The organism is Bradyrhizobium sp. WCU1 (genome assembly GCF_053474805.1).
Genome location: NZ_CM130280.1, coordinates 1,687,715 through 1,712,338, shown reverse-complemented (window position 1 = coordinate 1,712,338; position 24,624 = coordinate 1,687,715). Strand labels below are relative to the sequence as shown.

The following is a 24,624-nucleotide window of genomic DNA, read 5'->3' as shown; positions in this document are numbered from 1 at the left end:
GAAAAGAACCGGAGCAGACTTGAATCTCTCTAACTGGATTGGATTTGAAGCGTTCTAAGACGCAACGAGGCCGCGCACATAGGCAAGCCTCGCACCTCATGACGTGGTTGCTGCGTCGCGCGTCAAATCGTCGCGCGATGCGCCTCACGACATCGTCAGGCTTACCGGAGCTTTGCCGACCATGCCCGTGCTCACGCCATCGCGCGCCATCGATTCGATCTCGCCCCAGTTCTCGCGAAAGATACGCGCCGCCTCGTTGGCATTTTCCGCATGGATCGTCAGACTGCACGCGCGTCTCGCGCCGTTGCTGGCAAGCTGGAAGTAAAGAACATATCCGGACGATTCCGCGCTCCGTGCGTCCAACGGTGCCTGCTGCATGTAGGTTTTCCCCATCAGTGTTTTGTTGCGCCACCCGCAGGCAGGATTTGACAGGGATGCGGCACGGTCGTGATTCAGAACGCGCAATCTGAAGGCTTGCGCGTTTTGTTTGGCGGTGTTGCCGGGATTCAACAGGCGATGGAACCGGCGGTGCGCGGCAACTGCAACTCAGCGGCGATCGCGGCGCGGCCTCAACTGTCGTGGCGTGGCTTCGCGTCGTCGTCGCCGCGCACCGCTAGGATTCCCCGGATCGAAGTCGTGAGCGCCGTTCCGTCGTGGTCGTCGGCGCCGGTGATCGAGTGTCCGCGCGAGCGTGACAGCGGGCCATGACGCCGCCGACCGCCGGGTATTTGGCAGCGTCTGGGATGCGTGGCGTTCGTAAAGCCGCTTGCCCGCCCGTGGGGCCCGTGCTATTCATTTACCGAACGGTCGTTCGGATTATTATTGGCGGCCGGCGAGGGAGACGGAGCGATGAACATGATGACCGGCGTCTCGCCATGGGAGCGGCTGATCCGGCCCGACCGGGTGCACGGATCGCTCTACACCGACCCCGAGATCTTCGAGGCCGAGCTCAAGCAGATCTGGTACCGGACCTGGGTCTATGTCGGCCATGAGAGCGAGGTGCCGAACGCCAACGACTACGTGGTCAAGTCGATCGGCCCGCAATCCGTCATCATGACGCGCGACGAGCAGGGCAAGGTCAATCTGCTGCTCAATCGCTGCTCGCATCGCGGCAACCAGGTCTGTTCCTTCGAGCGCGGCAATGCGCGCTCGTTCACCTGTCCGTTCCATTCCTGGACCTTCGCCAATGACGGCCGGCTGGTCGGCTATGCCTTCCCCGACGGCTACGAGGGGCAGGACAAGTCGCAGCTCGCGCTCGGGCGGGTGACGCGGGTCGAATCCTATCGTGGGTTCGTGTTCGGCTCGTTCGCGGCCGATGGGCCGACCCTCAAGGAACATCTCGGCGGCGCCGCCGAGACCATCGATCGCCTGGTGCGCACCTCGCCGGAAGGCGAGGTCGAGATCACGGCGGGCTTCCTCAAGCACCGCGTCAAGGCGAACTGGAAGTTCATCCTGGAGAATGAGTGCGACGGCTACCACCCGGCTTTCGTGCACACCTCGATCTTCGGCGTCGCCGACAGCATGATCGGCAAGCTCTATGGCGGCGCCTCGACCGCGCTGACCCGCGATTACGGCAACGGCCATACCGAGATCGATCTGCGCCCGGAGTTCCGCAAGCGCGATGCGCCGATGAGCTGGTTCGGCACCAGCGAGGAGCGGTTGCCCGACTATTCGGCGCGGATGAAGACGGCCTATGGCGACACCGCGGCGCGCGAGATCATGATCGACGGCACGCCGCATGTGATGATCTTCCCGAACCTGTTCATCGCCGAGATCCAGATGTTCGTGATCCAGCCGCTCGGCGTCGACGACAGCGTGCAGCACGTCACCGCGCTGCAATTCAAGGGCGCGCCCGACCTGAACCGGCGGCTGCGCCAGCAGACCATGGGCTCGGTCGGTCCGGCCGGCTTCCTGCTTGCGGACGATTCCGAAATGTACGAACGCTGCCACCGCGGCGTGCTGGCGCGCAATCCGGAGTGGATATTCCTTGGTCGCGGCGAGAAGCGTCAGCGGCAGGACGAACTCGGCTTCATCGTCGGCCACGTCACCGACGAGGTGCCGTCGCGCGGCATCTGGACCCATTATCGCAAGCTGATGGAGCCGGCCTGATGCTGTCGCGCGAAAGCAGCGCCACCTTGATGAGCGCCATCACCGCCTTCCTCTATCGCGAGGCGCGGCTGCAGGACGAGCATCAATACGAGGCCTGGGAGAAGCTCTGGACCGACGATGGCGTCTACTGGGTTCCGGCCAACGGCGCCGACATCGACCCGGAGCGGCAGATGTCGATCATCTACGACAATCGCTCGCGGATCGCGCTGCGGGTCCGGCAGCTGATGACCGGCAAGCATTTCACCCAGACGCCGCAGTCGAATTTGCGCCGGTTGATCTCCAATATCGAATTGATGGACGAGCAGCCTGACAACGGCGACTTCGCGGTCGCCAGCAACAGCCTGATTTTTGAATCCAGCCTGCGCGACGACACGCTGTGGGCGGCGCGCAACGAATACCGGCTGCGCCATGTCGATGGTGAATTGCGAATGGCCCACAAGAAGGTCGTTCTCGTCAACAACGACAAGGCGATCTACACGCTGTCATTCCTGGTTTAGGGAAGGTCTCGCCATGATCGACAAGGGCCCCGTCCTGCTCGACATCACCGACGGCATCGCGCGGCTGCGGCTCAACCGGCCTGATGCCGCCAACGGCATGAGCGCCGAGCTTTTGAGCGCACTGTGCGACGCCATCATGGTGTGCCACGGCCATTCGGACCTGCGCGTGGTGCTGCTGAGCGGTGAGGGCACCAATTTCTGCGCCGGCGGCGATGTCCGCGCCTTTGCCTCCAAGGGCGAGAAGCTGCCGGACTATATCCGCCAGGCAACCGCCTATCTGCAGAACGCGGTGACCGGATTGCTGCGTCTCGAGGCGCCGGTGATCGCATCGGTGCAGGGCTTTGCGGCGGGCGGCGGCGGCTTCGGCCTGGTCTGCGCCTCCGACATCGTGATTGCGGCAGAGTCCGCCAAATTCCTTGCGGGTGCGACGCGGGTGGCGATGGCGCCGGATGCCGGCGTCTCCGTCACGCTGTCGCGGCTGGTCGGTTTGCGGCGGGCGATGTCGATCCTGCTGACCAATCCGGTGATCCCGGCAGCCGAAGCGTTGCAGATGGGCATCGTCACCAAGGTCGTGCCCGATGCCGAACTCGCCGATGCATCGCTGGCGCTGGTGCGCGAGCTTGCTGCCGGTGCGCCGAAGGCGCTGGCGGCGACCAAGCGGCTGGTCTGGGCCGGCACCGGCACCAGCATCGAGCAGTGCCTGTCGGAAGAGGCGCGCACCGTTGCCGAGCTCTCGGGCATGGCCGATGCTCGCGAAGGGCTCGCCGCCGTTATCGAGCGGCGCAAACCAGTGTTCACGGGGCGCTGAGGTGGCGACCTTGCCATTCGGACGCCTCGACGGCCGCCGTGCCTTCGTTTCCGGCGGGGCGCGCGGCATTGGAGCTGCGATCGTTCGCAGCTTTGCCGCCGCGGGCGCCAGAGTCGTAATCGCCGATCTCGACGTGGCTGCGGCGTCCGAACTCGCGCGCGAAACCGGTGCCGGCGTCGCGGGGCTCGATGTCAGCGATACCACGGCGGTGCATGCCATGATGACGCAGGACGGCCCGTTCCACATCGTCGTCAACAATGCCGGCATCGATCAGCATGCCTTCTTCACCGACACGTCCGCGGACGATTGGGCCCGTCTGATCGCGGTCAACCTCACCTCGGTCCTGGCCTGCACCCATGCCGCGCTGCCGGCGATGCAGGCGGCGCGCTTCGGCCGCATCATCAACGTCACCTCGGAGGCGGCGCGGCTCGGCTCCAAGGGCGGCGCGGTCTATTCCGCAGCCAAAGGTGGCGTGATCTCCTTCACCCGGAGCATCGCGCGGGAGAATGCGCGGTTTCGCATCACTGCGAATGCGATCGCGCCGGGGCCGATCCGCACGCCGATGCTGGAGCAGGCCGTGGCAAAAGGCGGCGACAAGATCCTGCAGGCGATGACCGGCGCGACGCTGCTCGGCCGCCTCGGCGAGCCGGAGGAGGTTGCGGCCGCCGCGCTGTTCCTGGCTTCCGACCAGGCGGCCTACATCACCGGCGAAACGCTCGGCGTGTCCGGTGGCATGGGTATCGGCGGCTGAGATGGCGAGCGCGAGCGACGATATCGCAATCGATCCGGTCGAACGTGCGATCGAGCGCCTGCGCGTGATCTATCGGAGCTGGACCCGCGAAACGACTGTGGCGCAGATGCGCAGCGATTGGGATGCCGCCTTTGCCGGCTGCTCGGTTCCGGTGACGTGCCAGCCGGTCTCGGCTGGTGGTGTCCGTGGCGAATGGATTGTGCCGGCCAACGCGCCGCGCGACAAGGCGATCCTTTATTGTCACGGCGGCGGCTTCCGCATCGGCTCGGTCGCCTCGCATCGCGACCTGATCGCGCGGATTGCCGATGCATCCGGCTGCCGTGTGCTCGCGATCAACTATCGCCTCGCGCCGGAGCATCGCTTCCCTGCCGCGCTGGATGACGCGCTGATCGCCTATCGATATCTGCGTGATCAGGGATTGCGTCCCGCGGATGTCGCCTTCGCGGGCGACTCGGCCGGCGGCAATCTCGTGCTCGCGGCGATGCTGGCGGCGCGCGAGCGCGGCTGGCCTCTTCCCGCCGCCAGCGCTTTGATGTCGCCCTGGACCGATCTCGCCGCGACGGGCGCGAGCTATGAGACCAGGGCCGAGGCCGATCCGATCCACCAACGCGCGATGATCCTGGCGCTGGCGAAGAATTATCTCGGCAAGGATGGCGACGCCCGCGATCCGCTCGCCTCACCGCTCTACGCCGATCTGACGGGTCTGCCGCCGCTGCTGGTTCAGGTGGGCGACCGAGAGACCGTGCGCGACGATGCGACGGAGCTCGCCGTGCGCGCCAAGGCAGCCGGCGTCGACGTCGAGCTGCAGGTCTGGGACGGCATGATCCATGTGTTCCAGCTCTTTCCGGAGATTCCGCAGGCGCGAGAGGCGATTGCATCGCTGGCAAAATTCCTGCGCAGCCATCTTCACATCGGCCAAGAGAGGGCGCCACAATGAACGTCATGACCTCGGACCCGCGCCAGCTCGCTGAGACCGAATTCCATTTCCCGGAGCCGCCCAATCTGCCCGAGGAGCTGCGCATGCTGCGCGAGCAGGTCCGCCGCTTCGTCGAGAAGGAAGTGGTACCGCATGCCGAGGCGTGGGAGCGCGACGGCAAGATTCCGCGCGAGATCTATCGCCGCATGGGCGCGCTCGGCTTCCTCGGCATGCGCCATGCGGCCGAGTATGGCGGCACCGACATGGGGCCGCTGGCCTCGATGGTGTTCGCCGAGGAGCTCGGACGCTCGAGCTTCGGCGGCTTCACCTCGTCGATCCTCGTGCACACCGACATGTCGGCGGTGCATATCTCCCTGCGCGGCACGCCGGAGCAGAAGCAGAACTACCTGCCCGCGATCATCCGCGGCGAGACGGTCTGTTCGATCGCGGTGACCGAGCCCGACGCGGGCTCGGATGTCGCCGGCCTCAAGACGCGCGCGCGGCGCGACGGCGATCATTGGGTGATCAACGGCGCCAAGATGTTCATCACCAACGCGGTCTATGGCGACATCCTGATCGTCGCCGCGCGCACCGACCCGCACGCCAAGGGCAGTCGCGGCATTTCGCTGTTCATCGTGGAGCGCGACACGCCGGGCATCACGGCGACCAAGCTCGACAAGCATGGCTGGCTTTGCTCGGACACCGCCGAGCTCGGCTTCCAGGACGTCCGCGTGCCGGCGGGGAATCTGCTCGGCGAGGAGAACAAGGGTTTCTACGGCATCATGGAGACGTTCCAGAACGAGCGCATCTGCATCGGCGGCATCTGCGCCGGCGAGTCGGCCAAGGCGATCGAGCTGACGACCAATTATGTGAAGACGCGGCAGGCATTCGGCGGCCCGCTGTGGAACCAGCAGGGTGTGCGGATGAAGCTCGCCCAGCTCGCCGCGAAGGCGGCCGCTGCGCGGGCGCTGGCCTATCAGGCCGCCGAACTCGCGGCGGCCGGGAAGGAATGTCTGCGCGAAGTGTCGATGGTGAAGGCGCTGTCGCCCGAGGTGCTGCACGAGGTCGTGCACGGTTGCCTGCAACTGCATGGCGGCTCAGGCTTCATGCGCGGCACCGCGATCGAGCGCATGGTGCGCGACGCCCGCGTGCTGACGATCGGCGGCGGCGCCACCGAGGTGATGCTGGAGGAAGTCGCCAAGCGGATGTGAGGGCTTATCGCTGCGGCGCTGACGGCTTGCCCTGGCCGACCGCCTGCGCGGCGATCCCCGGTTTCAGCCGCCAGTCCTCGCCGAAATCCGCCAGCGGATGGAAGAACAGCGGCTCGGTGGTCTCGAGCTGGCGCAGGCGCTCGGCATAGTCGTCGAGATAGCGCTGCCGCGTGGCTTCGTCGACGAAGTTCACGGAATACGACACGAAGGGCGGCAGCACCTTGCAGCCGGCATAGGCCAGCATGCCGTTCTGGATCGGCCACAGCACCACGTCGAGCGCGCCGACCAGCCCGTCGGGCGCGCACATGCCGGGATAGGCGGCGGTCGAGGTCACGACCATCGCCCGGCGCCCCGCGAGGCCGCCGGTGTCATAGCGGCGGCCGCTGCCATAGACCGCGCCGTTGACGAACACGCGGTCGATCCAGCCCTTCATGATGGCGGGGACGGAGAACCACCACAGCGGAAACTGCAGGATCAGCAGGTCGCACCACAACAGCTTCTCGATCTCGACCGTGATGTCGCTGCTGAGCGTGCCCTGTTGCAAATTGTACTTCTGCTCGCGGTCATATTGCAGCCGGTCGGGAAACCGCCGCTCGCCGAAGTCATCTGATGTCGCCACCGGATTGAAGCCCATGGCGTAGAGATCCGAGATCCTGACCGCATGTCCGAGCGCGGTGAGCTCCGCCACCGACCGCGCCAGCAGCGCGGTGTTGAACGATCGCGTCTCCTGATGGGCAAAGACGATCAGGACCTTCATCGCTCTCAGTCCACCGGCTTGAAGCTGAGCGTGGCCGTGTCGGCCTGCATGATCTGCAGCTTCTGGTTGGAGAATCGGACGCCTGGGCCGAAGCTGATCGGCGCCATCACTCCGGTCTCGACATTCCTGGTCTTCTCCAGCTCGGAGATGGTGCAGGCCCAGGTCGGCTGCTTGCCGCAGCGCTCGATCGCCGCGATCAACACTTTGGCCGCGGCGTAGCCGGTCATGGTGTAGCGGTTGATGCCCTTGAATTCGGCTTCCGACACCAGGGGCTTGGCCTTTTCCAGGAACGCCTTGCCGGCTGGCCCTGCGAACGGCTCGACATAGTCGACCGCATAGATGCCGTCGCCGGCCGGGCCCATCAGCTTCAGCACCGGCTCGATCCGGCCGGGCCAGAAGATGCCGGTCACCGGCTTGATGCCGAGCTTCTCGATCTCCTTCATCATCGCGATGTTCTCGGCGATGATGCCGCCGGCCAGGAACACCTCGGCGCCGGAATCCTTGAGCTGCAGCATGTCGGACGAGAAGTCCTGCTGGCCCTTCTTGTAGTTGCCGCTGTAGACGACGTTCAGCTTCTTGGCCTTGACCACGCTATCGAAGCCGTCACGAACCGTGATGCCGTAATCGTCGTCCTGGGTGATCAGGCCCCATTTCTTGCCCGGGTTCTTGTCGGCCAGGAAGTTGACGAGGTGGACGATGCCCTCCTCGTAGGATTGTCCGATCACGAACACGTTCTTGCGCGGCGGCTCCCACAGGTGCTTGACCGGCGCGACGTCGATCACGGTCGGGATGCCCGACTTTTCCAGCACCGGCATCACGGCGATCGACTGGCCCGAGCCGGAGATGCCGATCATGGCGAAGACCTTGTCGACGTCGATCACCTTCTTGACGCCCTGGATGGTGCGCGCTGTCACGTAGCCGTCGTCCTCCAGCACATATTTGATCTTGCGGCCGTTGATGCCGCCGGCGGCATTGGCCTCCGCGATCGCGATTCTGTGGCCGAGCGAGGCCGCGACGCCGAGCAGCGCCGGCGGGCCGGTCAACGGTTCGACGTCGCCGATCAGGATCTCGGTGTCGATGATGCCGGGATCGGCGGCACGAGCAGGGCCGATAGCAAGACAGGAAGCTGAAAGCAGCAGCGACGCTGCTGCCAGATGTTTGATCATCGTCTCCTCCTCATGGTGTTGTGTCTTTTCTTGTCAGTAGCGCAGCGGCCAGTGCACCCAGGCTCGCTTGATGTCGTGCCAGGCGCCGACCAGCCCCCTCGGTTGGAAGCGCAGGAACAGGATGATGACAAGGCCGTAGAGCATGCTCTTCAGTTCTTGCGCCCCGGTCGTGAACGTCGCGTCCATCTGTGCGCTGAACAGGCTGAAGACGAGCCTGGTCGCCTCCGGCAGCAGCACGATCAGGACAGTGCCGAGCACCGCGCCGAGCGCCGAGCCGAGCCCGCCGACGATCAGGATCGCCAGCGCCTCGATCGAGAGCAGGAACGGAAAGCCCTCGACGCTGACGAAGGACAGATAGATGCCGTAGAGCGCGCCGGCGATGCCGGTGATGAAGGCAGAGGTGACGAAGGCGAACAGCTTGTAGGCGTGCAGATTGATGCCCATGACGCGGGCCGCGGTGTCGTTGTCCCTGATCGCGACGAAGGCGCGGCCGACCCGGCTGCGGCGGATGTTGAGGGTGGCAAAGAGAGTCAGCGCCGCGATGGCAAGGCAGAGATAGGTGAAGGCGGCATCGCTGTCGAAGCTGATGCCGAAGATCTCGGGCCGCTGCAACTGGATGCCGCGGGCGCCGTTGGTGAGCCAGCGCATCTCCAGGATCACGGTGTTGATGATGAAGGAAAAGGCGAGCGTGGTGATGGCGAGATAGAGCCCCTTCAGCCGCAGCGACGGCGCGCCGACGATCAGGCTCGCCAGCGCCGGCACCACGCCGGCGCCGAGGAAGCCGACCGGCGGCGGCATCTGATATTTCGACACCAGCACCGCGTAGGCATAAGCACCAGTGACGAGGAAGCCGACATGGCCGAGCGAGATCAGGCCGGTGTAGCCGGTCAGAATGTTGAGCCCGAGCGCGCCGGTCACCGTGATCAGGATGATCATCAGGAACGACAGCGCATAGGAGTTCAACAGGAAGGGCGCCGCGATCAGCGCCAGCAGCAGCACGGCCGACCACAGCCAAACCGGCGGGGAATCGATCAGCGCGACCAGCTCGCTATGGGTCTGTTTGTAATCGCCGGTCCGCATCACACCCTCTCGATATCGCGTTCGCCGAAGATGCCGAACGGGCGGATCATCAGCACCACGATGATCATGGCAAAGCCCGCGACTTCCTTCATCCCGGAGCCGAGATAGCCGCCGGCCAGGTTTTCGGTGATGCCGATCAGGAGACCGCCGATGCCGGAGCCGAGCACCGCATCGAGGCCGCCCAGGATCGTCGCCGGAAACGCCTTCAGCCCGAGCTGGAACATGGCCGGCGACAGATCGTAGGACAGTGCGAAGAACACGCCGCCGATGCCGGCGATCATGGAAGACGCGGCCCAGGCCAGCGCATGGACCTTCGTCGCGCTGATGCCCATCAACAGCGCGGTGCGGTCGTCGGCCGCGACCGCGCGCATCGCGACGCCGACCTTGCTGTATCGGAAGAACGCCCAGATCGTGGCGAGCAGCAGCAGCAGCGCGGCGATCACGGCAATCTGGCCGGTGCGCACGCCGATGCCGCCGAGATGGACGATGCCGCGGCCCATGCCGAGTTCGAGGCCGTGCGGGTAGGCATCCCAGATGAAGTTGATCGCCGAGCGCAGGATCACTGCGAGCCCGATCGTGACCATTACCGTCGCGAACACCGGCTCGCCCAGCATCGGCCGCATCACCAGCCGCTCGATGACGAGGCCGAGCACGACGGCCGCCAGGATCGCGCCGATTGCGACGACGAACACGTTGCCGCTGACCGTGGTCGAAATCGTCCAGGCGATATAGGCGGTGATCATGGTCATCTCGCCCTGCGCGAAATTGACCAGGCCGGTCGACTTGTAGATCACCGCAAAGCCCATCGCGATCAGGCCGTAGATCGCGCCGATCGCAAGTCCCGAGATCAAGAGTTGGATGAGATACTGCATTCAGCCCTCCGACTGATAGATGATCGCGAGCTCGCGGGCGAATTTCTTCTCGATCATGGCGCGGCGTACCTTCTGCGTCGCGGTCAGCTCGCCGTCGTCGTGGTCGAGCTCCTTCTCGATGATGGCAAAGCGCCTGATGTTCTCGACTCGGGCAAACCGCTTGTTGGTCTCGCCCACGATCCGTTCGACCAGCTCGTGCACGTCAGGCAGCTGCGACAGCGACTTGTAGTTGGTGTAGGCCAGCGCGCGGTCGCGGGCCCAGCGTCCGACATTGTCGTAGTCGACCTGGATGATGGCGCCGAGATACTTCTTGGCCTCGCCCACCACGATCGCTTCCTTGATGAACTCGGAATCCTTCAGCGCGTTCTCGATCTCCGATGGCGCGATGTTCTTGCCGCCGGCGGTGATGATGATCGCCTTCTTGCGGTCGACCACGGCGATCTCGCCGTTGTCGAGGATGTCGATGATGTCGCCGGTGCGCAGCCAGCCATCGCTCTCCAGCGAAGCTGTTGAGGCTTTCTCGTCGAGGAAATAGCCTTTGAAGACGCCGGGGTTGCGCAGCAGGATCTCGCCGTCGGCGTCGCACTTCCATTCCGTCTGGGGTAACGGCACGCCGCAGCCACCGATCCGGTGATGGCTTTCGGTCTGGATGAAGGCGACGCCACCGCTCTCGGTCAGGCCGTAACCCTGCGAAACCGGACGGCCGATGATGTCGAAGAAGCGCAACGTCTCCGGCGAGATCGAGGCGCCGGCACAGAGCCGATGCCGGCTGTAGGCGAAGCCGAGATGACGCTGCAAATTGCGGAACATCAGCATATAGAGCAGGCCGAACGCCGCGCGATCGAGCAAGTTGGCCTTGCCGGCCTGCCGTCGGTCGGACAGCGTGCGGCCCCAGGCGAGACACGCTCTTGTAAAGCCCTGCCGCAGCCTGCCGCTTTCGCCGAGGCGGAACAGAAAGCCCTGCTGAAGCTTCTCGTAGATTCTCGGTACGCCGACGAAGAAGGTCGGCGCGATCTCGCGGATGTTGATCGCGACCGTGTCGATCGATTCGGCAAAGGACACGGTGCCGCCGAGCACCAGATGCGTCACCGTGCCGTAGCAGCGCTCGGCGACGTGGCACAGCGGCAGATAGCTCACCGCCTCGAACGGCTTGTCGGCGATCCCGACGGTTTTGGCGTATGCAAAGGCGGCGTAGACGAGGTTCCGATGGGTCAGCATCGCGCCCTTGGGCGGACCCGTCGTGCCCGACGTGTAGACGAGGATGCAGACATCGTCGGGCGTGCCCTGGCTGATCAGCCGGTCGAGCGTGGCATCGGCGTCCGGGTTCTGCTGCCCATAGGCCTTGCCGCGCTCACATAGGGCCTCGAACGACATCAGCTCCGATTGGCGGTAGTGCCGCAGCCCCTTCATGTCGATGCAGACGATGGCCTCGAGATCCGGCAGGCCGCCATTGTTGGCCATCGCGTCGAGCACCTTGTCGGTCTGCTCCTGGTCGCCGGTGACGACCATGCGGGCACCCGAATGCTTGACGATGTATTGCAGCTCGACCCAGGGATTGGTCGGATAGATGCCGACCGCGACCGCGCCGATCATCTGGGTGCCGAGATCGGCATAAAACCACTCCGGCGTGTTCTCGCCGGCGATGGCGATGCGATCGCCGGGTTTGACGCCGAGCGAGAGCAGGCCTAGCGCGACCGCGCGCGCCGTTTCGTAATAGTGCCGCCAAGAATACGGATTCCAGATGCCGTAATCCTTCTCGCGCAGCGCCAGCGCATCGCCATGCATGGCGGCGCGCTGGCGCAGCAATTGCGGGATGGTGATGGCGGCGCCCTCGAGCGCCGCCTGAAACGTATCGGCGCTCGCCACCGGTGCGCTGCGCGCGGCGCCGGCCTGCAACGGCGGATGAACGGTGCGAAAACTGTCCAGCGTCGACATCACGCGCCCACCTTCATCGCCTCGGCGCGCTGGCCGCCGAGATAGGCCTCCGCGACCGCGGGATCGCGCCTGATCTCGTCGGGCGTGCCCTCGGCGATCTTGCGTCCGAAATTGAGCACATGGATGCGGTCGGAGATGTCCATCACGATGCGCATCTCATGTTCGATCATCACGACGGTGATGCCGAGCTCGTCGCGGATGTCGAGCACGAAGCGCGCGATGTCCTCGGTCTCCTCCTGGTTCATGCCGGAAACCATCTCGTCGAGCAGCAGCAATTTCGGTTCGCAGGCGAGCGCACGGGCGAGCTCGACGCGCTTCTGTTGTCCGTAGGACAGCGTGCCGACCACGGCATCCCTGATGTGCTCGATTTCGAGGAATTCGATAATGTGCTCGACCCGCTGCCGGGCCGCGATCTCTTCCTTGCGGGTGCGGCCGAAGAACACCACGGCATCGAGCACGGTCGAACGCAGATGGGTGTGCCGGCCGGTCAGGATGTTCTCGACCACGGTGCCGTGCTTGAACAGCGCCAGGTTCTGGAAGGTGCGGCCGATGCCGACGGCGGCGAATTTCCAGGGTGAAATGGTCGCAAGGTCGATGCCGTCGAAGCTGATGCGGCCGCCGCTCGGCCGCAGCACGCCGGAGATCATGTTGAACAGCGTGGTCTTGCCGGCGCCGTTCGGGCCGATCACGCTGCAGATCTCGCCGCTGCTCACCTTCAGACTGACATCGGCGACGGCCTGCAGGCCGCCGAAGCGTTTTGAAAGATTCTCGATCGCGAGCAGCGCAGTCATGACAGCCACCGCTTGCGGCGCTTGTAGTGCTTGACGTCGCGCAGGCTCTTGCGCCCCGTCGAGGAGACGCCGAGATAGAACTCCTGCACGTCCTCGTTGGCCGTCAGCTTGCTTGCGGTGCCGTCGAGCACGACGCGACCGGTTTCCAGGATGTAGCCGTAGTCGGCGATATCGAGCGCGCGCTGCGCATTCTGCTCGACCAGCAGCACGGTCATCTTCAGCTCGTCGCGCAGCCGGGCGATCACCTCATAGATGCGGTCGATGATCAGCGGCGCGAGGCCGAGCGACGGCTCGTCGAGCGCCAGTAGCACCGGATCGGTCATCAGCGCGCGGCCGATCGCGAGCATCTGCTGCTCGCCGCCGGACATGTAGCCGGCGATCTGGTCGCGTCGCTCATACAGGCGTGGAAACAGCGCGAACACCTTGTCGCGGCGCTCGCGCGCCTCCGCGCCGGTCCTGGTGTAGCCGCCCATCAGCAGATTCTCGTCGATGGTCAAGGCGGCAAATACGCGGCGGCCCTCTGGCACCTGCACGATGCCGCGGCGGACCAGCTCGTCCGGCGCGAGGCGATGCACCTCGTCATTGCGGAAACGGATGCTGCCGTTCTCGACCACGCCTTCCTCGGTGTAGAGGATGCCGGACATCGCCTTCAGCAAAGTCGACTTGCCGGCGCCGTTGGAGCCGAGCAGAGCGACGATGTTCCCGTTGGGCACCGCGATCGAAACGTCGCGGATCGCCTCGATCGCGTTGTCGTAGACGATGCGGATGTTGCGGAATTCGAGCAGCGCATCCGGCACGGTTGCCGCGAGCGGCGCTGCTGATGGCGTCGGATCCGGGATGGTCATGGGCATCGCGCTCAGACCCGGCCGGCCGAACGACGCGGGCGCGCGGCGAGGATCGCATCGCTGACGATCTTGGCGGTCTCGGCGCAGGCCTGGGTGCCGCCATTGCCATATTGCTTGACCGCGTCGCCGACGCACCACAAGCCCTCGATGCCGGTTTCGCGCGGCAGGTCGTAACCGGCGCAGCTGCGTTGCGCCGGCCAGTCGTCCCGCATCACCCGGATCGACAGGATTTTGGTCTGGTCGAAATTGGCGAACTGCTCGCGCAGGTCTTCCAGCGCGAGCGCGACCTCGGCATCAGAGTCGAAATCGCCGAGCGCAGGCACCGGCACGGCATAGGCGACATAGAGGTGCCAGTCGGGCGGAGCCAGCTCCGGACAGGTCGCGGAGAGATTGGCCATGTTGCAGAGCCGGCGCGTCTTGCCGAAGGTGACGATGCCGGGATGATTGATCAGCGGCTCGCGGCTCGCGACATTGATGACGATATTGGCGGCCGGGCGCAGGTCGTTATTTACCCTGGCGATGTAATCTGCGGGAAACGCCTCGCTTCCCGCCAGCGCGACGGTAGCTTTCGGTCCCGCATTGCTGACGACGAGATCGGTGTCTATTCGCACCTTCTCGCCGTTGCGCAGCACGGTGACACCTTCGACCTTGCCATTCGCGGTGTGGATCGTCGTCGCCGGCGTGCCGAGCCAGATATCGCCATTGCGCTTGATCGCGGTGCCCAAGCTGTTCCAGACCCCGATCGTGCCCTGCGGGCAGAAGCCGAATTTCTTGAAGGCGCCCTTGCTGGTGAAATAGGTGAGGAAGGCGCGCGCCGGCAGCTCGGCGGCGTTGCAGGCGAAGATCGCCGCGCAGAGGTTGCGGAACAGCGCGTGCACCGTGGCATTGCTGGTGTAGCCCTTCAGCCAGTCCTCGGTCGATTGTCGCCCGTCGGGCAGGTTGCCGGAGCGAGCGTCGGCGAATTTCTCCAGGATGCGCGAGGCCTGCTTGGTCAGTTGCCCGAGCAGCAGCGACCAGCCGCCGCGGCCGACATCGATCACCTTGCCGTCGATGAAGAACGAGCTCGCCGGCTCCGGCGCGCGGATGTCGAGCGGCGCACCGACGGTGTGGAAGGTCTCCTCGAAAACGCCGCCGAACTCGATGGCGATCGCGCCGATATTGACCTTGAAGCCGTCGATCTCCTCGGTCGAGGCGCGGCCGCCGAGCCGGTCCTTGTCGTCGACCACGAGCGTATGCAGCCCGCCATGGGCGAGACGCGCCGCGGCGCACAGCCCGCCGGCGCCGGCTCCGATCACGACAGCATCGACCTTGTGAGCATCCACGCGCAACCTCCCTCGATGCCGCCGGGTTGGTCCCGGCATGCGCAATCCACTTGCTTGATGACGGTCACGATAATATAATCCGACCGGTCGTTCAAATTATTTTTTGACGCAGGTCAATGACCTCGCCGCGCCGGGTAGATGAGTTCTGGTGGACGGTGCCCGCAAAGGGGAGGAGGGCGCGGTGGCAATGGTATAGAGAGACGGAAGCCGCCCGATTCCGGCGGCGGCGCCGGTGCACGAAAGAGACGGGTATGGCGCGGACGCGCTCAGAGAATTACGACGAGATCCAGCAGGGCATTCTCACCACCGCCTGCGGCCTGTTCGCACGGCAAGGCTACATGCGTGCCTCGATCGCCGACCTCGCGGATGCCTGCAAGCTGTCGCGCGGCGCGCTGTATCATTATTTCGACTCGAAGGAAGCGATCCTGTTCGCGATCCTCGATGCGCATATCCGCGAGATGATCGCCGACGTCGAGGCCGCGATGGCCGGCAAGGCGACGACGCTGGAGCAGTTTCGCGCCGCGATCCAGGCCATCGTTGCGCTCAACGCGCGCTCGAGCGACGAGCAGCGCGTGATCCTCAACGATCTCTCGTTCCTCGGCGAGACCGAGCAGGATGCGATCAAGGCGCTCGAGCGTCAGCTGGTCGATACGGTCTCCGACCTCCTGCTCAAGCTCGACAAGGAAGGCAAGATCGTCCGGCGGACCAAGAAGATCTACAGCATGATGCTGTTCGGCATCCTGAACTTCAGCCACACCTGGTACGACCCCAAGGGCGGGGTCGACCCCAGCGAATTCGCCGACATGGTGGTGGACCTGTTCCTGTACGGTTTCACCATGCCGGTGCCGGCGAAGGATGCCGCGCGGCCGCTGCGCCAGCGGGCCTAGGGCGATCGCGGCGAAGCGTCACTTCTGCAGGATGTGCACGTAACAGACCGCGCCTACGCCGACCATATGCGCGAGCCCGGTCCGCGCGCCTGCGTGCTGACGTGCACCCGCTTCGCCACGGAGCTGCATCACGATCTCGCCGATCTGGCCGATGCCGGTCGGGCCGATCGGGTGTCCCATCGCGATCAGGCCGCCGGAGGGATTGATCGCGCACTGCCCGCCGATATCGAGCGCCCCCTCTTTCAACATGCGAACGCCGTGTCCCTCGGGGCAGAGGCCGATGCTCTCGATGTAGTGCAGTTCCTCGACGGTGAAGGCGTCGTGCAACTCGACGATGTCGAGATCCCCCGGCGCGAGCTTGGCCTGCGCCAAGGCAAGGTCGGCGGTCTCCTTGGTGAGCGCCGCGTCGAAGCCGGCGCCGGGCGGATAGACCCGCTCGCTGCGGCCGACCGACGCCGTGGTCCGGATGGCGCGGCCGGCATCGATGCCCAGCCTGCGAATGCCGTCCTCGGATGCGACGATGACCGCGGCAGCGCCTTCGCCGATCGGCGTGCATTGCAGTGCCGTCAGCGATCCCGACACCCGCTTGCCGCCGAGCACCTCGTCGAGCGTGCGCTCCTGCTGCCGCTGCGCATTGGGATTCTTCGCCCCGTTGCGATGGTTCTTCACCGCGACCCGAGCGATGTCCTCGGCCGAGGCGTTGTGACGGACCGAATATTCATTGGTCAGCAGCGCGAAATGCGTGAAGGGAACGATGGCGTCCTCGGCGAGGTTTCCAATGCCGGTCTCGGCGCGCCGCACCGGATTGCGCTTGTCGACGCCGACCGCCAGCGCAACATCGGAGATGCCGCTTGCGACCTCGATGCAGGCATGGCGGAACGCGGTCGATCCGGAGGCCGACGCATTCTCGACATGCATCAGCGGCGCGCCGGTCGCGCCGAGATGGCGCAGCATCGGTCGCCCCGACGCCATACCAAGCAGCGCGGTCGCGACATAGCTCGATTCCACCGCCGGCCATTCGATCCGCGCATCTGCAAGCGCGGAGCGGATCGCGGTGAGGCCGAGCGCCACATAAGGGGTCTCGCTCGGGTTCTGATAGCGATGCCAGCCGATGCCGACGACGTAGACCGGCCGCAGCTCGTTGAGTGATCGTGTCATGGCGAAGCTCCGGATCGATCAGGATGCGATGCTGAAGCGGAGGTCGAGCGCGGTCTCGCCGGTCTCGCTCTGCGTCGTCGGAACGAGTCTGCCCGTCATGCGCTGTCCCGGCGCAACCGGTGGGCTGTCATCAGCGAGCAGGGTGCGGATCACAGGCCCGTCGTCGAGTGCGACTTTGACGATAGTGAAGGGGGCCGGGCGGTTCTTGTCGGCGTGCAGATGAACGGTCGCTTCCGCAAGCAGCGTGCCTTCGGCCGATAATTCGCAGGGCGTCAGCGCGTCCCCATAGCTGCCGCAGCGCTCGCAGCCATAGGTCTGCATCGGGAAGAAGACATATCCGCAGCGGCACCGGCCGCCCTTGAGGCGGGCGCTCGTTCCGGCCAGGTCAGTCGAGCCCGCAGAATAAAGTCCGGGTTTCAATAGCTTGTCTCGGGGCATGCGTTCCCTCCAAAGAAACTTGTTGACTGACCAACAAACATTATTCTAGCTTGAATGCAAGCAAGAAGTCGCCGCACGGCAAAGGGAGCGAAGCTGAATGGCACGAGCAGTTCGACGCGCGCAGGAGCCGCGAGATGACGCACCGACGTCACGGCGAACGCAGGTCGAGCGCCGCGACGAGGCGGAGCGGCGGATCCTCGAGGCGGCCGCGTTGATCGTCGCTGAGAACGGGCTCGAGGCGATCACGCTGGCGGAGGCCGGCGCGCGTGCCGGTTACAGCCGCGGATTGCCGTCGCACTATTTCAAGACCAAGGCGGATCTGTTGTCGGCGCTGGGCGCCTACATCATCGATTCATTCATCAACGACCGCCGCGCCGCTTCGCCGGAGCTGACCGGCTATGACGGCCTGATCGCGTCGTTCAAATACTACTTCGTGATGCCGGCCCGGACGCCTGTCATGGCGCGCGCGTTCCACGCCGTGCTGGCCGGTGCGCTCACCGTGCCGCCGATCACCGCCACCGTCGCCAAGCTCAATCGCGAAACGCGAGGTGAGATCGCCGCGGGTCTCAAGGCAGGGATCGCCGCAGGCCGGTTGAGACCCGACATCGATCTGGAGACCGAGAGCGCGCTGATCCTCGCCGGTCTGCGCGGATCGGTGGCGCAGTGGCTGGTCGATCCGGAGGGCGTCGATCTCGAGGCCATCGGCGCGCGCTTCGTTGCCACGGTGGAAGGAAGGCTGGCAAAATGAGCATTCTGCCGAACAGCGTTGAGTATTGGGCGGCCAATCGCCCCGACGATGTCGCCTTCCTCGAAGGCGATCGCCGGATGACGTGGTCGGAGCTCAACGATGCCGCAAACCGCGTTGCGCATGGCCTGGCTGCTCGCGGCGTCGTCGCCGGCGACATCGTGGTGCTGCGGACCCAGATCCGGATCGAATGGCCTGTTCTGAGCGACGCCATCGGCAAGCTGCGCTGCTCGTTGCTCGGCTTGAACTGGCGGCTGACGCCGGCGGAGACGCAGTACGTGCTGTCCAACAGCGGCGCCCAGGTCGTGGTCTGCGACGACGAGGATCCGGCCGCGCTGAAGCCCGCTTTCGAGGGCTTGCCGATCAAGCTCGCGGTCTCGATCGGCGCGTCGGCGCCCGGCTTCGTCGCCTTCTCCGATCTTCTCGACACCTCCGCCGAGCCGCCGCTGCATTCAACCGGGCGGCCGCCGCTGATCCTCTACACCTCGGGCACCACCGGCCTGCCCAAGGGCGTGGTCTCGGTGGTGCAGCCGGGCGCCCAGATGGATGCGCGCATCAGCGAATATCTCTCCGACGTTGCCTCGACCCGGCGCGGCCAGCCGGGCGGCGTGTCGCTGCTGACGTTGCCCCTGCACCACGGCGCCGGGCCGTCGCAGGTGTGGGGCGCGATCCAGCTCGGCAATCCGACCGTCATGATGCGCCGTTTCGATCCCGAAGCCGCGCTTCGCCTGATCGCGCAACATCGCGTCACCAACTGGACCGGCGTTCCCACCATGTACAAGCGTCTCGCGGCGCTGCCGAAGGGCGTGCTCGACAGCTACGACGTGTCGTCGATCCGCGCGCTCTCGGTCGGCGCGGCGCCGGTGCCCTTTGAACTCAAGCGCTGGATCATCCGCTATTTCGGCGACGGCGTCCTCGGCGAAGGTTACGGCGCCACCGAGGTCGGCATGATCAGCTTCCTGCCGCCTGAGATGCAGGAGCGCAAGCCCGGCTCGAGCGGCCGGCCGCACAAGCACGTCGACATCTCGATTCGCGATGCCGAGGGGCGCGAGCTGCCGCGCAACCAGTCCGGCGAGATCTGGATCAGGACGCCGGTGACGATCCATTCCTATTTGAACGGCAAGCCGCTCGGAGCCGACACGCGCGACGCCGACGGATACTTCCGCGTCGGCGACGTCGGGATGCTCGACGACGACGGTTATCTGTTCATCACCGATCGCGCCAAGGACATGATCATCGCCGGCGGCGTCAACATCTACCCGGCCGAGATCGAGGCCGCGATCCTCCGGCATCCCGATGTCCAGGACGTCGCGGTCATCGGAATCCCCGACGACGAGTTCGGCGAGCAGGTCAAGGCGTTCTGCGAACTGAAGCCGGGTCACGCGACCGACGAGGCCGCGATCCTCGCTTTCTGCCGCGACCACCTTGCTTCGTACAAGCGGCCCAAGACGCTGTCGATCGTCGATGAACTGCCACGCAACACCATGGGCAAGCTGCTCAAGCGCGAATTGCGCGAGCCCTACTGGAAGGGACGGGAGAGAAACGTATGAGTGATATCCTTGATCTGGACGGCAAGGTGACGCTGATCACCGGTGCGGGCCAGGGCGTCGGGCGCCAGATCGCGCTGCATTTCGCCGCGCACAACGCGGCGGGCATTGTCGTCAATGATTACTTCCTTGAACGCGCAGAGCAGGTCGCGCGCGAAATCAACGCCGCCGGCGGCAAGGCGATCGCGCTGCAGGCCGACGTCACCGATCTCGCCTCGGTGAGGGCGATGATCGGCAAAGCCGAGCAGGCCTTCGGCCCGATCGACGTTCTGGTCAACAATGCCGGCAATGCGGGCGCCACGCCCGATCCCGACGCGCGCAAGCCGTTCTGGGAGACCGGCCCCGAAGTCTGGAACAGCTTCATCGGCGTCAACCTGTACGGCGTCATCAACTGCGCCTCGGCCTGCATTCCGCAGATGATCGAGCGCAAGGGCGGCCGCATCGTCACCATCATTTCGGATGCCGGCCGCGCCGGCGAAGCGGGCCTTGAGGTCTATTCAGGTGCAAAGGCGGGCGCCGCGGGCTTCACCCGCGCGGTCGCGCGATCACTCGGCCGCCACAACATCACGGCGAATTGTGTCGCAATCGCCGCTACCCTGACGCCTGCGATCGAGGCGCGGCTCAAGGCCAACCCCGAAATGCAGAAGAAGATGATGGAGAAATACGTCATCCGCCGCCCCGGCCTGCCGTCCGACGTCGCCAACATGGTGCTGTTCCTCGCCTCCGAAGCGAGCGCGTGGATCACCGGCCAGACCTATCCGGTCAATGGCGGCTTTACCTTCGCATTGTGAGGCATCGATGAGCACCGAGAACGAACAGGTCGTTCTGACCGAGCGGCGCGGCCATATCCTCGTCGTCACCCTGAATCGCCCCGAAGTGCACAATGCGTGCAACCTCGCGCTCGCGCGCGGCATTTCCGATGCGATGGATCTGCTCGATGCGGAGGATGGGCTGTTCGTCGGCGTCATCACCGGCGCGGGCGGTAATTTCTCGGCCGGCGCCGATCTCAAGGCGGTCGCGCGCGGCGAGCGTGGTGTCACCGAGCGCGGTGGCTTCGGATTGTTTCGCCGGCCACCACGCAAGCCATTGATCGCTGCGGTCGAGGGCTATGCAGTCGGCGGCGGGCTCGAGCTCTGCCTGTCCTGCGATCTGATCGTCGCCGCGCGTGACGCCAGGATGGGATTGCCGGAAGTCCGGCACAATGTCGTTGCCGTCGGCGGCGGCTTGTTCCGGCTGCCGAAGCGGATTCCCTATCACGTCGCCATGGAGCTGGCGCTGACCGGACAGTTCAAGGGCGCGGAGTATTTCGAGCGCCTTGGCCTCGTGAACCGGCTCGTCGAACCCGGCCAGGCGCTTGAGGCAGCGGTCGCCTTCGGCAACGAGATACTGGTCAACGGTCCGACGGCGCTCGCCGCCTCGAAGGAGATCATCTTCCAGGCTGCGAACTGGACCGACGAAGCAGGATGGACCGCACAGGCGCCGATCGCGGAACGCGCCTTCAACTCCGAGGACCGCGCCGAGGGGCTGAAGGCGTTCGCCGAGAAGCGGAAGCCGGTGTGGAAGGGGCGTTGATCATGCACGCCCCCGACCGCCGCAGCGCGCTTCCGGCCGCGATCGCGCAACGGCTTCGCTTGCCGCTGATCGCAGCGCCGATGCTGCGCATCTCCGGCGTCGATCTCGTGACCGCGGTCTGCCGCGCCGGCGCGATCGGGGCATTTCCGACCGCGAACGCCGGTTCGGTCGAGGAGCTCGATGCCTGGCTCACCCGGATCGAGCGCAATGTCGCCGAGCTCGGCCGTCCCGCGGCGCCGCATTGTCCCAACCTCATCATCCGTCAGCCGCGCTTCAAGGACGATCTCGCCTGTCTCGTCAGGCACAGGGTCGAGATGGTCATCACCAGCGTCGGCTCACCGGCGGCCGCCGTTCAGCCGCTGCATGATGTCGGCTGCCTCGTGTTCGCGGATATCGCCTCGCTGCGCCATGCCGAGAAGGCGATCGAGGCGGGCGCCGATGGTTTGATCTTGCTGACCGCGGGGGCCGGCGGGCAGACCGGCTGGGCCAATCCATTCGCCTTCGTGCGGGCGGTGCGCGCCATGTTCGACGGTCCGGTCGTACTTGCGGGCGGCGTGACCGACGGCACCGCGCTCGCCGCGGCGCGGCTGCTCGGCTGCGACCTCGCCTATATGGGAACACGCTTCATCGCGGCCCGCGAGAGCATGGCGAGCGATGCTTATCGGAGAATGCTGGTCGACAGCACGCTCGACGACATCATGTTGACCAAGGCGTTCACGGGGCTCGACGCCAGCATGCTGCGGCCATCGATCGTGGCCGCGGGCCTCGATCCGGCCAATCTCGACGAGTCCGTGTCGGAGGCGCGCGCGCGCGAAAAGTTCGGCGGCAAGAACGATGCCGGAGGACCACGGCGCTGGATCGAGGTCTGGAGCGCCGGGCATTCGGTCTCCGGCGTCCATGCGGTGACGGGCGCGGCCGACATCGTCGACGAGATCGCCGCGCAATATCGATTGGCATTCGAAATAGGCGCTGCATAAGACGCCCAATCCAGCGGAGGAAACCATGATGACGATCAGCCGTAGAACGCTGCTCCGGACGACGGCGGCCGGTCTCGCGGCGTCGATCGGCGGCAAGGCATTTGCCGGCGCCTCATACGATCCCGGTGCCAGCGACGCAGAAATCCGCATCGGGCAATTCGGACCGCTCAGCGGCCCGGTGTCGTCGTTCGGCGTGCTGGCCAATGCGATGGATGCCTATTTCCGCATGCTGAACGATGCCGGCGGCATCAACGGCCGCAAGGTCAAGTTCATCAACTATGACGACGCCTACAGCCCGCCGAAATCGGTTGAAGCGGCGCGGCGTCTGGTCGAAGGCGACGAGGTGCTGTTCATCGCCGGCGCGATGGGGACGCCGGGCAACATCGCCGTGCAGAAATATTTGAACGCGCGAAAGGTCCCGCAGTTGTTCCTCGCGGCAGCCGCGAGCAAGCTGTCGGATCCGGCCACCAATCCGTGGACCATGGTCGGCGGATCGACCTACGAGATCGAAGGCGGCGTCGTCGGCCGCTACATCGCCGGCTCCACGCCCGATGCGAAGATCGGCCTGCTGTATCAGAACGACGACGCTGGCAAGGCAACGCTCTCAGGCCTGAAGACGGGACTGGGCGCGAAGTCCGCGCAGATCGTTTGCGAGCTGAACTATTCGGTCGGCGACCCCACCATCGATTCCCAGATCGTCCAGTTGAAATTGTCGGGGGCCGACGTGGTGTTCCTCATCACCATCCCGAAGATGGCGAGCCAGGCGCTGCGCAAGATGGCCGCGCTCGAATGGCGGCCGCAGGTGTTTCTCGGCGCCGGCAATGCTTCGGTGCGTGCGACGCTGAAACCGGCGGGTTTCGAGACCGCCCAGGGCATTCTCGCCTTTGCAACGCGGATCGACCCCGGCAATCCGCTCTGGGCCGACACCGTGGACATGAAGCAGTACATGGCGTTCCTCGACCGCTACGTCCCGAACGCCGACCGCGCGGACGACCTCTACGCCATCGGCTACACGGCCGCGGCAACCGCCGCGCACGTCGTCAGGCAATGCGGCGATCAGCTGACGCGCGCCAACATCCTGCACCAGGCGACCAGCCTGAAGAATTTCGCCGCGCCGCTGCTGATTCCCGGCATCACCCTCAACACCACGCCGAGCGATTATGTTCCGATCAAGCAGTTTCAGCTGATGCGGTTCAAGGGCGAGGCCTATGAGAAGGTCGGCGAGCTGCTCACCGCGGCCTGACCGATCACGTCGCCCGCACATCCTTGTGATGGATCTGACGGAGTGCGCACGCGTAAAACATGCGCGGCACGCTGCGTAGTCCGCCACGAACGCCGCAACAGCGGCCGATCGTGGCATCGCAGCGAGGGAAGATACATCCGCATGAATCCGTCGTTCAACATCGTCGAACGCGGCGAGGGGTCCTTCGTCTGCTCGCGATCCTGCGCTGGGTCATGGTGGTGATCTTCGTGTCGTTCGGCATGCAGAAGTTCACGCTGCAATCGGCGCAGGGCATCGCGCAGTTCATCAGCAACAGCACGTTCATCTCGTGGTTGTCGGTGTTCGGCCTGCGCGGCGAGGCCCATGTCGACATCGTGCTGCTGTGCGTCTGCCTCGTGCTGCTGCTGGCGTCGTTGCCGTGGTCGATCGTCCGGTTGCGCGGCCAATAGGTCTTGCGCTTGGCGATCGTTGGTTAACCCGCGCTTAAACGCGCACCGCGTGTGTCCGCGATCCGGAACAGGACAATTCGTCGCACGGCGCCGTGTCTTGTCACTCGAATCCGGTCGACCTACGCAACCCTCGATTGACGATTTGTTGCTAGGATGAAACGGTCCCCCGGTTGGGAGCGGAATGTGACGAAGTCAGACATATCGATGGCCGGCCCGGCGAGCGTTGGTGTTGTCTTCGTATCAGAGCACGCTCCCGGCATTTTCAATCGTCCCGCATTGCTTAGTTCCGTTGCAATTCCCGCACCGTGGCTGGAGTGGGAGGGCGGTCGCGATCGTGTTGTCCGGCAGTGACCCGCCGGAACAGCGATCGGGCCGCCCCTTTCCCCAGCCGCGACAGATCCAAGACGCGGAATCGTGACTTCGGACGGGCAGGTTCCGTCGCTTGAGATCGCGATGTCGACATCTCGCGATGGCTGAAACAGATCGGCCTGCGGTCACATCGCAACATCGTTCCGATTTTGCTTTTGATGAAATACTGGTTCCCTGTCCGGATCGCGGCCGTCCTGGTT

At 65.3% G+C, this 24,624-nt stretch carries 26 protein-coding genes; 15 read left to right on the top strand and 11 right to left on the bottom strand.

Features of this window, described 5'->3' with window-relative positions; all coding sequences use genetic code 11:
• Positions 1 to 144: 144 nt before the first annotated feature.
• Positions 145 to 378 carry a hypothetical protein gene (locus ACTUWL_RS07725; protein ID WP_021076123.1) on the bottom strand — a complete coding sequence of 78 codons (234 nt, stop codon included), beginning with the start codon at positions 376 to 378 and terminating at the stop codon, positions 145 to 147.
• Between the two features lie 69 nt (positions 379 to 447).
• Between ACTUWL_RS07725 and ACTUWL_RS07720 the strand changes: the two genes are divergently transcribed.
• From ACTUWL_RS07720 to ACTUWL_RS07690, 7 genes are all read left to right on the top strand, one after another.
• Entirely contained in the window at positions 448 to 708 is a 261-nt protein-coding gene (locus ACTUWL_RS07720) for a hypothetical protein (RefSeq protein ID WP_146160301.1), read from the top strand.
• Positions 709 to 849: 141 nt separating this feature from the next.
• On the top strand, positions 850 to 2,109 hold the full coding sequence (locus ACTUWL_RS07715; RefSeq protein WP_021076124.1) for an aromatic ring-hydroxylating oxygenase subunit alpha: 1,260 nt from the start codon (positions 850 to 852) through the stop codon (positions 2,107 to 2,109).
• A complete protein-coding gene (locus ACTUWL_RS07710) occupies positions 2,109 to 2,606 on the top strand; it encodes an aromatic-ring-hydroxylating dioxygenase subunit beta (RefSeq protein WP_021076125.1) in 498 nt (165 codons plus the stop codon). The genes ACTUWL_RS07715 and ACTUWL_RS07710 overlap by 1 nt, the downstream gene beginning before the upstream one ends.
• Before the next feature lie 13 nt (positions 2,607 to 2,619).
• On the top strand, positions 2,620 to 3,414 hold the full coding sequence (locus ACTUWL_RS07705) for an enoyl-CoA hydratase/isomerase family protein (protein WP_021076126.1): 795 nt from the start codon (positions 2,620 to 2,622) through the stop codon (positions 3,412 to 3,414).
• A gap of 1 nt (position 3,415) precedes the next feature.
• Positions 3,416 to 4,165 (top strand): SDR family NAD(P)-dependent oxidoreductase, encoded by a 750-nt coding sequence (locus ACTUWL_RS07700; RefSeq protein WP_035649398.1) that lies wholly within the window; start codon positions 3,416 to 3,418, stop codon positions 4,163 to 4,165.
• Between the two features lies 1 nt (position 4,166).
• Complete coding sequence (locus ACTUWL_RS07695; RefSeq protein WP_021076128.1) at positions 4,167 to 5,102, top strand: alpha/beta hydrolase; 936 nt, start codon at positions 4,167 to 4,169, stop codon at positions 5,100 to 5,102.
• Positions 5,099 to 6,292 carry an acyl-CoA dehydrogenase family protein gene (locus ACTUWL_RS07690; RefSeq protein WP_021076129.1) on the top strand — a complete coding sequence of 398 codons (1,194 nt, stop codon included), beginning with the start codon at positions 5,099 to 5,101 and terminating at the stop codon, positions 6,290 to 6,292. Before ACTUWL_RS07695 ends, ACTUWL_RS07690 begins: the two co-directional genes overlap by 4 nt.
• Positions 6,293 to 6,296: 4 nt before the next feature.
• On the opposite strand, the gene ACTUWL_RS07685 is transcribed toward ACTUWL_RS07690, so the two are convergent.
• The 8 genes from ACTUWL_RS07685 to ACTUWL_RS07650 are packed head-to-tail and all read right to left on the bottom strand — an operon-like array spanning position 6,297 to position 15,060.
• The gene (locus ACTUWL_RS07685) at positions 6,297 to 7,049 is read right to left on the bottom strand and encodes an NAD(P)H-dependent oxidoreductase (RefSeq protein ID WP_021076130.1); all 753 of its coding nucleotides are present in this window, start codon (positions 7,047 to 7,049) and stop codon (positions 6,297 to 6,299) included.
• A gap of 5 nt (positions 7,050 to 7,054) precedes the next feature.
• Positions 7,055 to 8,215 carry an ABC transporter substrate-binding protein gene (locus ACTUWL_RS07680; RefSeq protein WP_021076131.1) on the bottom strand — a complete coding sequence of 387 codons (1,161 nt, stop codon included), beginning with the start codon at positions 8,213 to 8,215 and terminating at the stop codon, positions 7,055 to 7,057.
• A 33-nt stretch (positions 8,216 to 8,248) separates the two neighbouring features.
• Positions 8,249 to 9,295 carry a branched-chain amino acid ABC transporter permease gene (locus ACTUWL_RS07675; RefSeq protein WP_021076132.1) on the bottom strand — a complete coding sequence of 349 codons (1,047 nt, stop codon included), beginning with the start codon at positions 9,293 to 9,295 and terminating at the stop codon, positions 8,249 to 8,251.
• On the bottom strand, positions 9,295 to 10,167 hold the full coding sequence (locus tag ACTUWL_RS07670) for a branched-chain amino acid ABC transporter permease (RefSeq protein ID WP_021076133.1): 873 nt from the start codon (positions 10,165 to 10,167) through the stop codon (positions 9,295 to 9,297). The genes ACTUWL_RS07675 and ACTUWL_RS07670 overlap by 1 nt, the downstream gene beginning before the upstream one ends.
• Positions 10,168 to 12,102: an AMP-dependent synthetase/ligase gene (locus tag ACTUWL_RS07665; protein WP_021076134.1), complete on the bottom strand. Its 1,935-nt coding sequence runs from the start codon at positions 12,100 to 12,102 to the stop codon at positions 10,168 to 10,170.
• Complete coding sequence (locus ACTUWL_RS07660; RefSeq protein WP_021076135.1) at positions 12,102 to 12,893, bottom strand: ABC transporter ATP-binding protein; 792 nt, start codon at positions 12,891 to 12,893, stop codon at positions 12,102 to 12,104. The genes ACTUWL_RS07665 and ACTUWL_RS07660 overlap by 1 nt, the downstream gene beginning before the upstream one ends.
• Positions 12,890 to 13,744, bottom strand: a complete 855-nt coding sequence (locus tag ACTUWL_RS07655) for an ABC transporter ATP-binding protein (protein ID WP_035649400.1) — start codon at positions 13,742 to 13,744, stop codon at positions 12,890 to 12,892. The genes ACTUWL_RS07660 and ACTUWL_RS07655 overlap by 4 nt, the downstream gene beginning before the upstream one ends.
• A 5-nt stretch (positions 13,745 to 13,749) precedes the next feature.
• Positions 13,750 to 15,060 carry a phytoene desaturase family protein gene (locus tag ACTUWL_RS07650; protein ID WP_021076137.1) on the bottom strand — a complete coding sequence of 437 codons (1,311 nt, stop codon included), beginning with the start codon at positions 15,058 to 15,060 and terminating at the stop codon, positions 13,750 to 13,752.
• Positions 15,061 to 15,311: 251 nt separating this feature from the next.
• Between ACTUWL_RS07650 and ACTUWL_RS07645 the strand changes: the two genes are divergently transcribed.
• Positions 15,312 to 15,947, top strand: coding sequence for a TetR/AcrR family transcriptional regulator (locus ACTUWL_RS07645; protein ID WP_021076138.1), 636 nt, complete (start codon positions 15,312 to 15,314; stop codon positions 15,945 to 15,947).
• Positions 15,948 to 15,965: 18 nt separating this feature from the next.
• On the opposite strand, the gene ACTUWL_RS07640 is transcribed toward ACTUWL_RS07645, so the two are convergent.
• Together ACTUWL_RS07640 and ACTUWL_RS07635 are read right to left on the bottom strand one after the other, a co-directional pair.
• Positions 15,966 to 17,105, bottom strand: coding sequence for a thiolase family protein (locus ACTUWL_RS07640; protein WP_021076139.1), 1,140 nt, complete (start codon positions 17,103 to 17,105; stop codon positions 15,966 to 15,968).
• 18 nt (positions 17,106 to 17,123) lie between these two features.
• The gene (locus tag ACTUWL_RS07635; RefSeq protein WP_021076140.1) at positions 17,124 to 17,543 is read right to left on the bottom strand and encodes a Zn-ribbon domain-containing OB-fold protein; all 420 of its coding nucleotides are present in this window, start codon (positions 17,541 to 17,543) and stop codon (positions 17,124 to 17,126) included.
• A 97-nt stretch (positions 17,544 to 17,640) separates the two neighbouring features.
• On the opposite strand from ACTUWL_RS07635, the gene ACTUWL_RS07630 reads away from it, so the two are divergent.
• From ACTUWL_RS07630 to ACTUWL_RS07600, 7 genes are all read left to right on the top strand, one after another.
• On the top strand, positions 17,641 to 18,291 hold the full coding sequence (locus tag ACTUWL_RS07630; protein WP_021076141.1) for a TetR/AcrR family transcriptional regulator: 651 nt from the start codon (positions 17,641 to 17,643) through the stop codon (positions 18,289 to 18,291).
• Positions 18,288 to 19,838 carry a class I adenylate-forming enzyme family protein gene (locus ACTUWL_RS07625; RefSeq protein ID WP_021076142.1) on the top strand — a complete coding sequence of 517 codons (1,551 nt, stop codon included), beginning with the start codon at positions 18,288 to 18,290 and terminating at the stop codon, positions 19,836 to 19,838. Before ACTUWL_RS07630 ends, ACTUWL_RS07625 begins: the two co-directional genes overlap by 4 nt.
• A complete protein-coding gene (locus ACTUWL_RS07620) occupies positions 19,835 to 20,626 on the top strand; it encodes an SDR family NAD(P)-dependent oxidoreductase (protein WP_021076143.1) in 792 nt (263 codons plus the stop codon). Before ACTUWL_RS07625 ends, ACTUWL_RS07620 begins: the two co-directional genes overlap by 4 nt.
• A 7-nt stretch (positions 20,627 to 20,633) precedes the next feature.
• Positions 20,634 to 21,407: a crotonase/enoyl-CoA hydratase family protein gene (locus ACTUWL_RS07615; protein ID WP_021076144.1), complete on the top strand. Its 774-nt coding sequence runs from the start codon at positions 20,634 to 20,636 to the stop codon at positions 21,405 to 21,407.
• A gap of 2 nt (positions 21,408 to 21,409) precedes the next feature.
• Positions 21,410 to 22,384, top strand: coding sequence for an NAD(P)H-dependent flavin oxidoreductase (locus ACTUWL_RS07610; protein ID WP_021076145.1), 975 nt, complete (start codon positions 21,410 to 21,412; stop codon positions 22,382 to 22,384).
• Between the two features lie 25 nt (positions 22,385 to 22,409).
• Entirely contained in the window at positions 22,410 to 23,627 is a 1,218-nt protein-coding gene (locus ACTUWL_RS07605; protein WP_021076146.1) for an ABC transporter substrate-binding protein, read from the top strand.
• A gap of 212 nt (positions 23,628 to 23,839) precedes the next feature.
• On the top strand, positions 23,840 to 24,055 hold the full coding sequence (locus ACTUWL_RS07600; protein WP_021076147.1) for a DUF417 family protein: 216 nt from the start codon (positions 23,840 to 23,842) through the stop codon (positions 24,053 to 24,055).
• The last annotated feature ends 569 nt before the right edge of the window (positions 24,056 to 24,624 follow it).